The sequence below is a fragment of the Streptomyces sp. NPDC049585 genome, from assembly GCF_040675615.1.
Taxonomy (GTDB): Bacteria; Actinomycetota; Actinomycetes; order Streptomycetales; family Streptomycetaceae; genus Streptomyces; species Streptomyces luteosporeus.
On the sequence record NZ_JBFAPE010000025.1, the window covers coordinates 49,375 to 64,132 of the forward strand.

Sequence of the window (14,758 nt, forward strand, 5' to 3'; positions counted from 1 at the left end):
CGTCGCGTGCTATCGGGTCACAGCGGCGCCGCCACCGAGCGGCCCGCCCGCTCGACGTCGTAGACACCCGGCACGCGGCGCATGGCCCGCATGAGCTCCGGCAGCTGGGCCGCATCGGCCAGCTGCAGGGTGTAGGTGTGCCGCACCCGCTGCTCGTACGGCGGCTCGACCGCGGCGGAGACGACGGCCGCGCCGGTGGCCGCGATGACCTCGGTGAGGTCGGCGAGCAGCCGCGGCCTGCTGAAGGCCTCCGCGCGCAAGGTGACGCGGTAGTCGCCGCAGCCGGCGCCGTCGGCGGTGTGCCAGCGCACCTCCACGGGCTGCCGCCCCGAGGTGATCATGCGGTGCACGGCGGGACAGGGCGTGCGGTGCACGGTCACCGCACCGCCGCGCACGGGGAAGCCGGTCACCTCGTCCGGCGGTACGGGTGTGCAGCAGCCCGCCAGCCGCACGCTGGCGGCGGCCCGGTCGGCCACCACGGCCACGGGCCCGCGCGGGCGCTCCGCGTCGCGGGGCGGGCCGGCAGGCACGGGCGGCCGGGCGCAGGCGGCGGGATCGACGGGCGGGTCGGGGACGGCGGGGTGGGCGGCCAGCCAGCGGTCGATGGCGATGCGGGCGGCAGGCGTACGGGCGTGTTCGCGCCACTCGGGCGAGGGACCGGAGACGGCGACGTCGGCGTCCGGCGACATCAGCAGCTGAACGGTGTCGCCGTCGTGCAGGACCGTGCCGAGCGTCGCCAGGCGGCCGTTGACGCGCGCACCGAAGCAGTGGTGGGCGCCGTCGCCGTACTGCGCGTACGCGGCGTCCACACAGCTGGAGCCGGCCGGCAGACCGATCGTGCCGCCGTCGGCGCGGAAGACGGTCACCTCGCGGTCCTGGGCGAGCTCGTCGCGCAGCGACGTCCAGAAGGTGTCGGGGTCGGGGGTGGCCCGCTGCCACTCCAGCAGCCGGCTGAGCCAGCCCGGCCGCGTGGGGTCGGCGCGCTCGCCGTCGGCGCTCTCCCCGGCCTCGGGGGCGGCGTAGGGGTTGCCGAGGGCGATGACGCCGGCCTCGGCGACGCGGTGCATGCGGTGGGTGCGGATGAGGACCTCGGCGACCTGGCCGTCCTCGCCGGCGACGGCGGTGTGCAGCGACTGGTAGAGGTTGAACTTGGGGACGGCGATGAAGTCCTTGAACTCCGAGATGTAGGGCGTGAAGCAGGTGTGCAGCTCGCCGAGCACCGCGTAGCAGTCGGCGTCCTCGCCGACCAGCACCAGCAGCCGGCCCAGGTCGGAGCCGGTGATCTCGCGGCGCTTGAGGCGCACCCGGTGGACGGAGACGAAATGGCGCCGCCGGACGACGACTTCGGCGGCGATGCCGGCCTCCCGCAGGACGGCGCGCACCCGTCCGGCGGTCGCCTGCAGCGGGTCGGGGCGGCCGGCGTGGGCGAGGACGAGCTCGCGGGTGCGGGCGTACTCCTCGGGGTGCAGGACGGCGAAGACCAGGTCCTCGAGCTCGGCCTTGAGCGCCTGGACGCCGAGGCGTTCGGCGAGCGGGATCAGCACATCACGGGTGACCTTGGCGATGCGGGCCTGTTTCTCGGGACGCATGACACCGAGGGTGCGCATGTTGTGCAGGCGGTCGGCGAGCTTGATGGACATCACCCGGACGTCGTTGCCGGTGGCCACCAACATCTTGCGGAAGGTCTCCGGCTCGGCTGCCGCGCCGTAGTCGACCTTCTCCAGCTTGGTGACGCCGTCGACGAGGAAGCGCACCTCGGCGCCGAACTGCTCCCCGACCTGATCGAGCGTCACCTCGGTGTCCTCGACGGTGTCGTGGAGCAGGGAGGCGGTCAACGTGGTGGTCTCGGCGCCCAGTTCGGCCAGGATCAGCGTGACGGCGAGCGGGTGGGTGATGTACGGCTCGCCGCTCTTGCGCATCTGGCCGCGGTGGGAGGACTCGGCCAGCACATAGGCCCGGCGCAGGATGTCCAGGTCGGCGCCGGGGTGGTGGGCGCGGTGGACCTTGGCGACGTGGTCGATGGCATCGGGGAGCCGGCCGCGGGCGCCGGAGCCGGCGAGCGCGGCGCGACCGAGCCGTCTGAGGTCGATGCGGCGGCCGCGCCAGCGGCCCGGGGCACCGGTGTTCGTGGCCTCTGCGCTCATGGGCACCTCCGGCAGCGTCGACCGGCGGTCGGCTCGCGCCTCAAGGCCGGTGCTTGATGCTACCGACCCCATCACGCACCGCTCACCCCCTCTCGCCCAGAGTGAACCGGATCACCCATTCGAGGGAGTGTGGCGCGCCGGGTGACGCCCCGGCGGCCCGGTCAGACGGCGGCGTCGGCCAGGAAGGAGGCGTCGACGGTGCCCTCGGCGACGATGACGGCGGGGCCGGTCATCTCCACGGTGCCGTCCGGCATCTCGCTGATCACCAGGCGGCCGCCGGGGAGGTCCACGGTGTACGTGACGGGGTGGCCCAGCACGGCCGGGTCCGCGCCGTCGCGGCGGGCCGCGGCGACCATGACGGCGCAGGCGCCGGTGCCGCAGGAGCGGGTCTCGCCGGAGCCGCGCTCGTGGACGCGCAGGGCCACGTGGCCGGGCCCGCGGTCGACGACGAACTCGACGTTGGTGCCGTCGGGGTAGGCCGCGGCCGGGCTGACGCCGGGCGCCTCGTACAGATTGCCGGCGTCGGCGAGGTCGCCGACGAAGGCGACGGCGTGCGGGTTGCCCATGTTGACGTTGCGCGCGGGCCAGCTGCGCCCGCCGACCGTGACGGTGACCTCGCCCTCGGGCAGCCGGGCGCGGCCCATGGCGACGGTGACGTCGCCGGGCTCGCCGCCGGGGCCGGCCTTGGCGATGTGGGCCCGCCGGATGCCGGCACGCGTGGCGATCGGCAGGTCGCCCTCGCCGGCCAGGCCGGCCTGCTGCAGGTAGCGGGCGAAGACGCGGACGCCGTTGCCGCACATCTCGGCGATGCTGCCGTCGCTGTTGCGGTAGTCCATGAACCACTCGGCCTCGCCGGCCATCTCCCGCGCCTCGGGGTGGGCGGCGCAGCGCACCACGCGCAGCACGCCGTCGGCGCCGATGCCGGCCCGGCGATCGCACAGGCGGGCGACGGCGGCCGCGGACAGCTCCAGGCGGCCGTCGTGGTCGGGGACGATCACGAAGTCGTTCTCGGTGCCGTGACCCTTGAGGAAGGCGATCTGCGCGGTGCTCACCCTTCGATGGTACGGGTGACCTGTGACAGGCCCGGTCACGGGCCTGCCCGGCCCGGGCCCGGGGGCCGGCTCAGCGCAGGCGGGCGACGCGCCAGACGGCCAGCACGGCCACCAGCGTCACGACGGCGGTGTACGAGGCGACGTACCGCCAGTCGGGGCGGCGCCCGGAGCCGCGCGGCGGCAGGCCGGGCCAGGTGTAGCCGACGCGGCGGGCCGCCATGACGCCCCAGCCGGCGGCGCAGCAGCTCAGCAGCAGGCCGAGCATGGCGACGACGGGGCCGCCGTCGCCGAACTCGAAGGCGAGCGGGAAGGCGAACATCAGCGAGCCGAGGGCGGCGAGCACGACGATGGGCGCAAGCTGCCAGGCCCGCAGCCTGCGCTGCGGACGCAGCTCCCGGAAGGCGGCGGGCTCCGCCGCCCCGGACTCGCCGTCCTCGGCGGTGTCCGGGCCGTCCGGGGTCAGCGCGCCGGACTCACCGGACGGCTGCTGCTGCCTTGTGTCGCGAGGGCCGGCCTCCATCGCCACGCGCCCTCCCAACTCGGACTTCACGGCTCGATCGAAGTTTGATGATGGCACGTCGCGGGGGGCCGGAGCCGCGTGCGGAGCGTCCCGATGCCATCACGTGATCAGGCTGTAATAGCCCGTTCGACCAACGCCAGCGCCTCCTGGGTGAGTTCCGCCTGCCGGCCGGCGGCGCCGCTCAGCCAGTTCACCCGCGAATCCCGGCGGAACCACGAATCCTGACGGCGCGCGAAGCGCTTGGTGGCGCGTACGGTCTCGGTGCGCGCCTCGTCCTCGCTGCACTCCCCCGCGAGGAAGGTGAGCACCTGCTGGTACCCGAGCGCACGGGAGGCCGTGCGCCCCTCGCGCAGACCCTCGCGCTCCAGAGCGCGCACCTCGTCCACGAGCCCCGCCTCCCACATGCGGTCCACCCGCAGGGCGATCCGTTCGTCCAGCTCCGGGCGCTCGACGTCGACGCCGATCTGCAGCGCGTCGTACACCGGCTCCTCGCCGGGCAGGTTGGCGGTGAAGGGCTTGCCGGTGAGCTCGATGACCTCCAGGGCGCGCACGATGCGCCGGCCGTTGCCCGGCAGGATGGCCCGCGCGGCGGCCGGGTCGGCCGCGGCCAGCCGGGCGTGCAGGGCGCCGGGGCCGGCCTCGGCGAGCTCGTCCTCCAGCCGCGCCCGGACGGCCGGGTCGGTGCCGGGGAAGTCCATGGCGTCGACGGTGCCCTTGATGTAGAGCCCGGAGCCGCCCACCAGGACGGGGGTGCGGCCGGCGGCCAGCAGGCGGTCGATCTCGGCCCGGGCCAGCCTCTGGTACTCGGCGACGCTCGCGGTCTCCTTGACGTCCCAGATGTCGAGCAGGTGGTGCGGCACGCCCTGCCGCTCCGCCATGGTCAGCTTGGCGGTGCCGATGTCCATGCCGCGGTAGAGCTGCATGGAGTCGGCGTTGATCACTTCGCCGCCCAGGTGCTGGGCGAGGGCGACGCCGAGATCGGACTTGCCTGCCGCCGTGGGACCGACGACGGCGATGACCCGGGGTGCGGGAGCTGCGTTTCTCACCGCTCCAGTCTCCCAAACCTCGGCAGCGCCCCACGAACGAGCGACGTGACGCGACGCACCCGGCGTCGTTGCCTGTTGCGAGGTTCCGAGAGCCGGTTCACGGACCGGTGTCCGTGAGCGGCCCCGCTGGGCGCCCCGGACGACGCGGGATTTCGCTCACATCAGTAAGGTAATGGAGTAGATATGGGCGTTTTTTCAAGGATTCTCCGTCGGTCGTCGTCGACGTCAACGGAAGAGGCCGCGGCTGCCACCCAGACGGCGGAATCCACCGACGCCGCGGAGACGGCCGAGGCGAAGCCGGAGGAGGCCGCCGAGGCCAAGGCCGAGGAGACCACGGACGAGGCCGGCGAGGGAGTCGACATCCCCAAGCAGCAGTCCGCGGCGAAGGCGGCCGACAGCGAGGCCGGTGAGGGCGCCCGCAAGTAAGGCCGCACGCGGGTGCGGCGAGGACGAGGGGCGGTCACCGACCGGCCCGCCGGGCACCGGGGCTCCCCGACCTGACCGGCGGCTGCCTCCCTCGTCCGCGACCGGCCGTGGAGGAAGCTCCACGGCCGTCGCCGTACCGGGCCCCCTAGGACCAGGCGGCCACGAAGTAGCCCACCCCGTAGGGCGCGTCCTCGTACAGCAGCGCGCCCCTCAGCGCGGCCTCACCGGCCGCGCCCGCCAGCACCTGCCACGGCGCCCGGCCGGCCGCCCGCAGCTCACCGGCGAGCTCCGCGTCCAGCCCGGCCAGCGCCGCCGTGTCGGCGGCGCCCAGCGCCCGTGCGGCCAGCTTGTCGAAGGGTTCGGCCCGCTCGTCGAGGTAGCCCGGCGCCTTCACGGTGCGGCACGCACTGCCGTCCCCCATGACCAGCAGGGCAACGCGTTCGCCCGCCCCCACCAGCGCGCGGCCGGCGGCCAGGCACTCGTCCGTTCCCAGCGACTGCACGACGCCCAGGCCGGTCACCGGCGCGGCCGACCAGGCCGTGCGCGTGAGCAGCCAGGCGGCCACCGTCAGGGACTGCGGCAGTGGCCGCTCCTGCGCCGGGTCGCCGTCACCGAGCCGTACGTCGAGGTCGACGCCCAGCCCGCGGAAGGAGCCGGAAGCGCCCTGCGCGTACGTCCCGGCGGCGTCGGGGCCGGTCGGGCCGACGACGACCAGCCGCTCGGGGCGGGCGGCCGCCAGCACGGCCACGGCGTCGAGGCAGGCGGCCCGCAGGGCGTCGAGTTCGGGTGCGGCTCCCTGGGCCACCTCGGGAACCAGCAGGGGCGGACTGGGGCACACGGCAGCGGCGACGAGCATGCGGGAACGATACGCCCCGCCCCGTTCCCGCTGCGTGAGCGGGCCCGGGGCGGGGCGGAAAAGAACGGGCCGTGGGCCGGCGGCTCAGTCGCAGCCGCAGCCCGCGGACGCCGGGGCGGGGCTCGGGGCCGGGGCGCCGATGGTCGGGATGCCCAGCATCACGCCCTGGGGCTTGGCTGCCTCGGCGGCGTTGCGCTTCTCCCAGGCGTCGCCCGCCCGCGTACGGCGCACAGCCTGGGTGGGCCCCTCGGCGAGCAGGTGGTGCGGGGCGGCGTAGGTGATCTCGACGGTCACCACGTCGCCGGGGCGCACGGGCTCGGCGGGCTTGGTGAAGTGCACCAGGCGGTTGTCGGGGGCGCGGCCGGACAGGCGCCGGGTGGCGTCGTCCTTGCGGCCCTCGCCCTCGGCGACCATGACCTCCAGGGTGCGGCCGACCTGCTTCTTGTTCTCCTCCCAGGAGATCTGCTCCTGCAGGGCGACGAGCCGCTCGTAGCGCTCCTGCACGACCTCCTTGGGGATCTGGCCGTCCATCTCGGCGGCCGGGGTGCCCGGGCGCTTGGAGTACTGGAAGGTGAAGGCCTGCGCGAAGCGCGCCTCGCGCACGACGTGCAGGGTCTGCTCGAAGTCCTCCTCGGTCTCGCCGGGGAAGCCCACGATGATGTCGGTGGAGATGGCCGCGTCGGGCATGGCGGCGCGCACCTTCTCGATGATGCCGAGGAAGCGCTCCTGGCGGTACGAGCGGCGCATGGCCTTGAGCACCGTGTCCGAGCCGGACTGCAGCGGCATGTGCAGCTGCGGCATCACGTTCGGCGTCTCGGCCATGGCGGCGATCACGTCGTCGGTGAAGTCGCGCGGGTGCGGGGAGGTGAAGCGGACGCGCTCCAGGCCCTCGATCCTCCCGCAGGCGCGCAGCAGCTTGGAGAACGCCTCGCGGTCGCCGATGTCGGAGCCGTAGGCGTTGACGTTCTGGCCGAGCAGGGTGATCTCGCTGACGCCCTCGGCGACCAGCGCCTCGACCTCGGCGAGGATGTCGCCGGGACGGCGGTCCTTCTCCTTGCCGCGCAGTGCCGGGACGATGCAGAAGGTGCAGGTGTTGTTGCAGCCGACGGAGATCGACACCCAGGCCGCGTACGCGCTCTCGCGCCGCGTGGGCAGCGTGGAGGGGAAGGCCTCCAGCGACTCGGCGATCTCGACCTGCGCCTCCTCCTGGATGCGGGCGCGCTCCAGCAGCACGGGCAGCTTGCCGATGTTGTGCGTGCCGAAGACGACGTCGACCCACGGCGCCTTCTTCACGATGGTGTCGCGGTCCTTCTGCGCCAGGCAGCCGCCCACGGCGATCTGCATGCCGGGACGCTGCGCCTTGACCGGGGCGAGGCGGCCGAGGTTGCCGTAGAGCTTGTTGTCGGCGTTCTCACGCACCGCGCAGGTGTTGAAGACGATGACGTCGGCCTCGCCCTCGGTGGCCCCCTCGGGCGCGCGGACGTAGCCCGCGTCCTCCAGCAGGCCGGACAGCCGCTCCGAGTCGTGGACGTTCATCTGGCATCCGTAGGTGCGGATCATGTAGGTGCTGGTAGAACGCACGTCGGGGCTCCGGTCGCTGCTGGTCATGCCACAAGGGTAAAGGGGCTCGCGGACATATCCCTCACCGAGCGCCGCAGCCTCCTGCAGCCCCGGCAGCACCGACGGACCCCCGTGCACGGACCGATTGGCCCGTGCACGGAACCTGGCCGAGCGCGGTGACGGCTGGCAGGATCCGCCTGTGCTTGCCGGAATACCGCAGGACCACCGGCCGCGCGGGCGCCGCCTGCTGCGGGCGGGGGCCGTCGCCGCCGTGGTGCTGGGGCTGCTCGTGTGGTGGCTGCTGCCGCAGAGCCCGGGCCCGACACCGCACGGCAGGATCGCCGTCGCCACCGGCATGCCCACGGGCGTGTACGCGCAGTACGGCAAACTGCTCAAGCGCGACCTGGCGGCGGACCTGCCCGCCCTGGAGGTGCGCCTGCTGCGCAGCGAGGGCTCCATGGACAACCTGCAGCAGCTCAGCACCGGCCGCGCCGACTTCGCCCTGGCCACCGCGGACGCCGCCGCGACCTACGGCTACCGGGGCGAGCCGGGGGCGGAGCATCTGCGGGCGTGCGCACGGCTGTACGACGACTACGTGCAGCTCATCGTGCCGCGGAACTCCCCGGTGCGCACCACGCGCGACCTCAAGGGCCTGCGCGTGGCGGTCGGCGCGGACGGCTCGGGCGTGCAGCTGATCACGCGCCGGCTGCTGCTGGCGGCCCGGGTGGACTTCGACCGCGACATCGCCCCCGTACGGGTGGGGATCGACCGGGCGCCGGCAATGCTCCAACGGCACGAGGTCGATGCCTTCTTCTGGTCCGGCGGGCTGCCCACGGGAGCCGTCCAGACCCTCAGCGAGCAGCTGCCGGTCCGGCTGGTCCCGCTCGGCGACCTGCTGGATCCGCTGCACGCGATGGGCTGGCAGACGTACTACTACCGGGCGGCGGTGATCCCGACGGACGCCTATCCGGACATGCACGCCGAGGAGGCCGTGAAGACCATCGCGGTCGCCAACCTGCTGGTCACCCGGGACGACATCGACTCCGATCTCACCGAGAGCATCACGCGCACGGTGATAAGGAATCGCGACAGCATCGGCACCAAGGTCCACGCGGCCCAGAAGGTCGACTTCCGCACGGCGATCTACACCAATCCGCTGCAGCTCCACGCCGGGGCGCGACGCTACTACGTGTCGGCGAAGCCTTAGGCCGCCTCGCGCCCGTGGGGCCCGTGCGGCTCCTGCAGGTGCGGCGCGGTCATCCGGCGTCGCGGGGGACGGATATGGTCGCGCGCAGCCCCGTGGGGCGGTTGTGCTCGTACGCCAGGGTGGCACCGCCGGGGGTGAGCAGGGCGCGGGTGATGGACAGCCCGAGGCCCGAGCCGGAGACGTTCTGGTGCCGGTTGCTGCGCCAGAACCGGTCGCCGATGCGGGTGAGCTCCTCGTCGGTCAGGCCCGGGCCGCCGTCGGCGACGGTGATGTGCACGTGGGGGCCGGCCACCTCGACCAGGACCTCGACGCGGGCACGGGACGGGGTGAACTTCAGGGCGTTGTCGACGACGGCGTCCAGGGCGCTGGAGAGGGCTATGGGGTCGGCCCAGCCGGTGGCGGCGCGCGGTCCGCGATAGTTCAGGGCGACGCCGTTGCGCTCGGCGACCGGCAGCCAGGCGCCCACCCGGTCGGTGACGAGCTCGGCGATGTCGGTGAGCTGCGGCTGGGCGGCGGCGTGCTCGGCCTGGGCGAGGTCCAGCAGGTCGTCCAGGACGCGGGCCAGGCGCTTGCCCTCGGTGCGCACCGACTCGATCTCGGTGTGCCCGTCCGGCAGGTCCAGCGCCATCAGATCGATGCGCAGCAGGAGCGCGGACAGGGGGTTGCGCAGCTGGTGCGAGGCGTCGGCGACGAAGGCCCGCTGCTGTTCGAGGACGTCCTCGACGTTGTCGGCCATCTCGTTGAAGGAGCGGGCGAGGCGGCGCAGTTCCGGGGGGCCGCTGTCGGCGGCGACGCGGGACTTCATGCGGCCGGTGGCGATGTCGTGGGCCGCCGCGTCGAGGGTCCGTACGGGCCTGAGGACCCAGCCGGTCAGCCGGAAGGCCGCGCCGACGGCGACGAGCATCGCGGCGAGCTCACCGGAGGCCAGCAGCAGCCAGCTGTGCAGGATGCGCGAGCGCAGGGCCCCGGTGGGCGACTGGGTGACCACGACGCCCACGACGTCGCCGTCGCGGACGACGGGCGAGGCGACGGTGAGCCGGTTGCGGGCCCAGGGCCAGACCTGCGCGGGATCGTGGCTGCGGCGCCCGGCGAGGGACTCCTGGAAGGCCTGGCGCGCCTCGCCCTCGCGGGGCAGCGTCCAGTCGGGGGCGACGGCCAGGGGGCGGCCGTCGCGGTGGAAGACGCCGACGCGGATGTCGTAGAGGTCCTCGTACCGCCGCAGTTCGGTGTTGAGGGTGGTCAGCGGTTCGGCCATGGACTCGGTGCGGTCGGCGGGCCTGGCCGTGACGTACTGGGCGAGCGAGGCGAAACGGGCGGTGTCGTCGATGCGGTCGACGACCACCCGCTGCTGTTCGACGGCCGCCATGCCGGCGGCGAGCGGGAAGCCGAGGGCCAGCAGGACGCCGGCCATCAGCACGATGAGCAGGGGCAGCAGTCGGGTGTGCACGGCGCGTCGCGGTCCCTCAGACCGGGGCGACGATCTTGTAGCCGACGCCCCGCACGGTCTCGATGAGGGCGGGCATGCGCAGCTTGGCGCGCAGCGAGGCGACGTGCACCTCCAGTGTGCGGCCGGTGCCCTCCCAACTGGTGCGCCAGACTTCACTGATGATCTGTTCCCGGCGGAAGACGACGCCCGGGCGCTGGGCGAGCAGGGCCAGCAGGTCGAACTCCTTGCGGGTCAGGGAGACGGGCTCGCCGTCCACGAAGACACGGCGGTTGGGCAGTTCGATGGTGACCGGGCCCAGCCGCAGCGCGTGCGGCCCCTCGGGCTCCTTGGGCCGGCCCGGAGCGCCGCGCCCGGCCGGCGTGCGGCGGGCGACGGCGTGGATGCGCGCGAGGAGCTCGCCGGTGTCGTAGGGCTTGACCACGTAGTCGTCGGCGCCCAGGTTCAGCCCGTGGATCTTCGACCGGGTGTCGGAGCGGGCCGTGACCATGATGACGGGCGTGGTGGTGCGCTTGCGGATCCTGCCGCAGACCTCGAAGCCGTCCTGGTCGGGCAGGCCGAGGTCGAGCAGGACGACGCCGAACGGCGCGCCCGCGGTGGGCAGCAGCGCCTGCAGGGCCTCCTCACCGCTCCGGGCGTGGGTGACGTCGAAGCCGTGCCGGGCCAGGACGGCCGACAGGGCCGCGGCGACATGGTCGTCGTCCTCCACGAGCAGCAGTCTCATCGGCCTCCTCCGCCGGCTGGTGCGGCACACCGCACGGGCAACACCGCATCCACGCCGATGGATGGCCTGTACGTCAAGGGGTACCGGCTCGTCCAGCGGCTTCCGTTATGCAGCCGGTACGCCGTACGCGGCCGCGCGTCCCGTTGACGCTCAGTGTCCACTTGAGTCCGGATCGTTATGCTCAATTTCAGCTCAGATGTAATGACGCTGGTCGTTGCGGCTCATTAGGGTCCTCCCCAACCGAGGAGGACGGAGCGAGGAACGCCGATGAGCGAGGTATCGGTGACCAAGGACGTGGCTCCTGCCACGGACGCACTGGTCGTCCTGAAAAAGGTCAACAAGCACTTCGGCGCGCTGCACGTGCTCCAGGACATCGACCTGACCATCGCGCGCGGCGAGGTCGTCGTCGTCATCGGCCCCTCCGGGTCCGGCAAGTCGACGCTGTGCCGCACGATCAACCGCCTGGAGACGACGGACTCCGGCTCCATCACCATCGACGGCAAACCGCTGCCGCAGGAGGGCAAGGAACTCGCCCGGCTGCGCGCGGACGTGGGCATGGTCTTCCAGTCCTTCAACCTCTTCGCGCACAAGACCGTGCTGGAGAACGTGGTGCTGGGGCAGGTGAAGGTCCGGCGCAAGGACCGCGCGGCGGCGGAGACCAAGGCCCGCACCCTGCTCGACCGGGTCGGCGTCGGCGCCCAGGCGGAGAAGTATCCGGCGCAGTTGTCGGGCGGCCAGCAGCAGCGCGTGGCGATCGCCCGGGCCCTGGCCATGGACCCGAAGGTGATGCTGTTCGACGAGCCGACCTCGGCCCTCGACCCGGAGATGATCAACGAGGTGCTGGAGGTCATGCAACAGCTGGCCCGCGACGGCATGACGATGGTCGTCGTCACGCACGAGATGGGCTTCGCCCGCTCGGCCGCCAACCGCGTCGTCTTCATGGCCGACGGCCGCATCGTCGAAGAGGCGCGGCCCGACCAGTTCTTCAGCAACCCGCGCAGCGACCGGGCCAAGGACTTCCTCTCCAAGATCCTGCACCACTGAGCCGTCGCCGGCCGTGCCGTACCCACGCGCATCCCCTCTCCCACGGTCCGCCCGTTCACCTCGAAGGATGTCCACATGAAGCTCCGCAACACCGCCGCAGCGGCCGCCGTCGTGGTGGCCCTCGCCGTGACCGCGACCGCCTGCGGCAAGTCGGGCAGCCCCGACGACAAGGCCGGCCAGTCAGGCGAGAGCAGCTCGGCGAAGGCGCTGCCGTCCTACAAGGTGAACACCGCGGCGGACGTGAAGGATTCACCCGTCTTCGCGCGGATCAAGGGCAAGAAGATCACCATCGGCACCAAGGCCGACCAGCCCGGTCTCGGCTACGAGAACCCCGGCACGAAGAAGCGCTCGGGCTTCGACGTGGAGATCGCCCGGATGATCGCGGCCGACCTCGGCTTCGACGAGGACCACATCACCTTCAAGTCCGTGCCCTCCGAGGCCCGCGAGACGCAGATCGCCAGCGGTGGCGTCGATCTGTACGTGGGGACGTACACCATCAACGACGAGCGCAAGAAGCAGGTCGGCTTCGGCGGGCCGTACTACATCGCCGGCCAGGACCTGCTGGTGAAGGCCGACAGCTCGATCAAGAGCGTGGACGACATCAAGGGCAAGAAGGTGTGCTCGGCGACCGGTTCCAGCTCGCTCAAGCGCATCAAGGACCCCAAGTACGGCGCGGCCGAGGTCAAGGCGCAGCAGGGCTACCAGCTGTGCGTGCAGGACCTGGTCAACGGCTCGGTCGACGCGGTCACCACGGACGACGCGATCCTCAAGGGGTACGCGGCCGAGAACAAGGGGCTGAAGCTGACGGGCAACCTCTTCTCCAAGGAGCCCTACGGCGTGGGGCTGAACAAGGACGACAAGGCGCTGCGCGAGGCGGTCGACAAGGCCCTGGAGGCGCACGAGCAGAACGGCGACTGGAAGAAGGCCTACGACGCCACGCTCGGCCTGTCCGGCGCCCCCGCCCCGACGCCCCCCGCCGTCGAGCGCTACTGACCGTCGGACCGGTGCCGGATGACCGCCTCGCGATACCCGGAGACGCAACGTGAACGTTCTGTCTGACAACTTCGCGATGTTCCGCGAAGGTTTCGTCGGAACCGTCGAACTGACGGCGCTCAGCGCGCTGCTCGCCCTGGTGCTGGGCACCCTCGTCGCGGCGTTCCGCGTCTCCCCGGTGCCCGCGCTGCGTGCCTTCGGCACCGCCTGGGTGACGCTGCTGCGCAACACCCCGCTGGTGCTGCTGTTCCTGGCCGCCACGCTCGGCCTGCCGGCGCTGGGACTGAAGGGCTGGAGCTCCTTCTGGCTGGCGGTGCTGGCGCTGGGCTGCTACACCTCGGCGTTCATCTGCGAGGCCATCCGGTCCGGCATCAACACGGTGCCGGTGGGGCAGGCGGAGGCGGCGCGGTCGATCGGGATGACGTTCGGGCAGACGCTCGGGCACATAGTCCTGCCGCAGGCGGTCCGCACGGCGATCCCGCCGATCGGCAGCCTGCTGATCGCGCTGGCCAAGAACACGGCGATCGCCTCGGGGTTCAACGTCACCGAGCTCGGCTCGGTGCAGAAGACCCTCAACGCCGCCTCCGGCTACAACATCTTCGTGATCTTCCTGTGGATCGCGGTCTGCTACATCCTCATCACGTTTTCGATCAGCGGTCTGTTCCGGCTGCTGGAGAACCGACTGGCGGTGGCCCGATGAGCGGCAGCGTCCTGTACGACGTCCCCGGCCCGAAGGCCCGCGCCCGCAACCGCGCGTACGGCGTCGCCTCCGTCCTCGCCATCGCCGGCCTCCTCGCGTTCGTCGTCTACCGGTTGGACGCCACCGGGCAGTTCCAGGCGGGGCTGTGGGACGACTACGAGTACACCGAGACCCAGCAGCGCATCCTCGACGGCCTGCTGACGACGGTGCGCACGTTCGCCATTGCCGCCGTGCTGTCGCTGGTACTGGGGGCCCTGCTGGCCACCGCGCGGCTGTCGGACCACCGGCCGGTGCGGTGGGCGGCCACGGCGGTGGTGGAGTTCTTCCGGGCCATGCCGCTGCTCATCATGATCTTCCTGCTGTACGCGGCGGTGTTCACCTCCGACCCCATGTGGGCGCTGGTGATCGGGCTGACGCTGTACAACGGCTCGGTTCAGGCGGAGATCTTCCGGTCCGGGATCAACGCCGTGCCCAAGGGACAGAGCGAGGCGGCCTACGCGATCGGGCTGCGCAAGACGCAGGTGATGGCGAGCGTGCTCGTCCCCCAGGCCGTGCGCTCCATGCTGCCGTCGATCATCAGCCAGCTGGTGGTGACCCTGAAGGACACCTCGCTCGGCTTCATCATCCTGTACGAGGAACTGCTGTTCGTGGGCAAGGCGTTCGCCCAGCAGACCCCTCCGGTGAACGGCGTCTACGCGTTCATCCCGATGGTGATCGTCTTCGGCTCGATCTACATCCTGCTGTGCCTGGCCCTGTCCTCGCTCGCCACCTGGGTCGAACGGCGCACCCAGCGCTCCCGCAAGGGCCGGCCCCCGGCCCTGCCCGCCGCGAGCGCGGCGCTGGGCACGGAGTCCACCGCCGGCGCCACCGGCGCGAACGAGGCGCGCGGCGACTGACCGGCCGTCCGTGACGCCCCGTCCACCACCCGGTGCCGACGGGGCGTACGCGTCCGGCGCACCCTGACGGGACCTGCGATCACTTGACGCACGCTGCGGCAGTGGGTTGCATACGTTCTGTGATCGCGCACCGTTTTTCCCCTGCC

14 protein-coding genes are annotated in these 14,758 nt (G+C 72.4%); 6 read left to right on the top strand and 8 right to left on the bottom strand.

Features of this window, described 5'->3' with window-relative positions; all coding sequences use genetic code 11:
* Positions 1-17 precede the first annotated feature (17 nt).
* The 4 genes from AB0K17_RS23275 to miaA form a co-directional block, all read right to left on the bottom strand.
* The gene (locus AB0K17_RS23275) at positions 18-2,144 is read right to left on the bottom strand and encodes an HD domain-containing protein (RefSeq protein ID WP_365984111.1); all 2,127 of its coding nucleotides are present in this window, start codon (positions 2,142-2,144) and stop codon (positions 18-20) included.
* Positions 2,145-2,305: 161 nt separating this feature from the next.
* Positions 2,306-3,196, bottom strand: a complete 891-nt coding sequence (gene dapF / locus AB0K17_RS23280; RefSeq protein ID WP_365984112.1) for a diaminopimelate epimerase — start codon at positions 3,194-3,196, stop codon at positions 2,306-2,308.
* Positions 3,197-3,266: 70 nt separating this feature from the next.
* On the bottom strand, positions 3,267-3,716 hold the full coding sequence (locus tag AB0K17_RS23285) for a hypothetical protein (protein WP_365966959.1): 450 nt from the start codon (positions 3,714-3,716) through the stop codon (positions 3,267-3,269).
* A gap of 107 nt (positions 3,717-3,823) precedes the next feature.
* Positions 3,824-4,762: a tRNA (adenosine(37)-N6)-dimethylallyltransferase MiaA gene (gene miaA, locus AB0K17_RS23290; RefSeq protein ID WP_365984113.1), complete on the bottom strand. Its 939-nt coding sequence runs from the start codon at positions 4,760-4,762 to the stop codon at positions 3,824-3,826.
* 183 nt (positions 4,763-4,945) lie between these two features.
* Here miaA and AB0K17_RS23295 point away from each other — a divergent pair, with 183 nt between their 5' ends.
* Positions 4,946-5,188 (top strand): hypothetical protein, encoded by a 243-nt coding sequence (locus AB0K17_RS23295; RefSeq protein WP_365966911.1) that lies wholly within the window; start codon positions 4,946-4,948, stop codon positions 5,186-5,188.
* Positions 5,189-5,333: 145 nt separating this feature from the next.
* On the opposite strand, the gene AB0K17_RS23300 is transcribed toward AB0K17_RS23295, so the two are convergent.
* Together AB0K17_RS23300 and miaB are read right to left on the bottom strand one after the other, a co-directional pair.
* Positions 5,334-6,044 carry a class III extradiol dioxygenase subunit B-like domain-containing protein gene (locus AB0K17_RS23300; RefSeq protein WP_365984114.1) on the bottom strand — a complete coding sequence of 237 codons (711 nt, stop codon included), beginning with the start codon at positions 6,042-6,044 and terminating at the stop codon, positions 5,334-5,336.
* An 84-nt stretch (positions 6,045-6,128) separates the two neighbouring features.
* Positions 6,129-7,652 (bottom strand): tRNA (N6-isopentenyl adenosine(37)-C2)-methylthiotransferase MiaB, encoded by a 1,524-nt coding sequence (miaB, locus tag AB0K17_RS23305; protein ID WP_365966909.1) that lies wholly within the window; start codon positions 7,650-7,652, stop codon positions 6,129-6,131.
* Between the two features lie 151 nt (positions 7,653-7,803).
* Here miaB and AB0K17_RS23310 point away from each other — a divergent pair, with 151 nt between their 5' ends.
* Complete coding sequence (locus AB0K17_RS23310) at positions 7,804-8,811, top strand: TAXI family TRAP transporter solute-binding subunit (protein ID WP_365984115.1); 1,008 nt, start codon at positions 7,804-7,806, stop codon at positions 8,809-8,811.
* 49 nt (positions 8,812-8,860) lie between these two features.
* On the opposite strand, the gene AB0K17_RS23315 is transcribed toward AB0K17_RS23310, so the two are convergent.
* Together AB0K17_RS23315 and AB0K17_RS23320 are read right to left on the bottom strand one after the other, a co-directional pair.
* Positions 8,861-10,258: a HAMP domain-containing sensor histidine kinase gene (locus tag AB0K17_RS23315; RefSeq protein ID WP_365984116.1), complete on the bottom strand. Its 1,398-nt coding sequence runs from the start codon at positions 10,256-10,258 to the stop codon at positions 8,861-8,863.
* Positions 10,259-10,274: 16 nt separating this feature from the next.
* Positions 10,275-10,979, bottom strand: a complete 705-nt coding sequence (locus AB0K17_RS23320; RefSeq protein ID WP_365966906.1) for a response regulator transcription factor — start codon at positions 10,977-10,979, stop codon at positions 10,275-10,277.
* 267 nt (positions 10,980-11,246) lie between these two features.
* Here AB0K17_RS23320 and AB0K17_RS23325 point away from each other — a divergent pair, with 267 nt between their 5' ends.
* The 4 genes from AB0K17_RS23325 (at position 11,247) to AB0K17_RS23340 (ending at position 14,612) form a co-directional block, all read left to right on the top strand.
* Positions 11,247-12,023 carry an amino acid ABC transporter ATP-binding protein gene (locus AB0K17_RS23325; RefSeq protein WP_365966905.1) on the top strand — a complete coding sequence of 259 codons (777 nt, stop codon included), beginning with the start codon at positions 11,247-11,249 and terminating at the stop codon, positions 12,021-12,023.
* Between the two features lie 75 nt (positions 12,024-12,098).
* Positions 12,099-13,016, top strand: coding sequence for a glutamate ABC transporter substrate-binding protein (locus AB0K17_RS23330; RefSeq protein WP_365966904.1), 918 nt, complete (start codon positions 12,099-12,101; stop codon positions 13,014-13,016).
* Positions 13,017-13,065: 49 nt separating this feature from the next.
* Positions 13,066-13,716, top strand: coding sequence for an amino acid ABC transporter permease (locus tag AB0K17_RS23335; protein ID WP_365966903.1), 651 nt, complete (start codon positions 13,066-13,068; stop codon positions 13,714-13,716).
* Positions 13,713-14,612 carry an amino acid ABC transporter permease gene (locus tag AB0K17_RS23340; protein ID WP_365966902.1) on the top strand — a complete coding sequence of 300 codons (900 nt, stop codon included), beginning with the start codon at positions 13,713-13,715 and terminating at the stop codon, positions 14,610-14,612. The genes AB0K17_RS23335 and AB0K17_RS23340 overlap by 4 nt, the downstream gene beginning before the upstream one ends.
* Positions 14,613-14,758 lie beyond the last annotated feature (146 nt).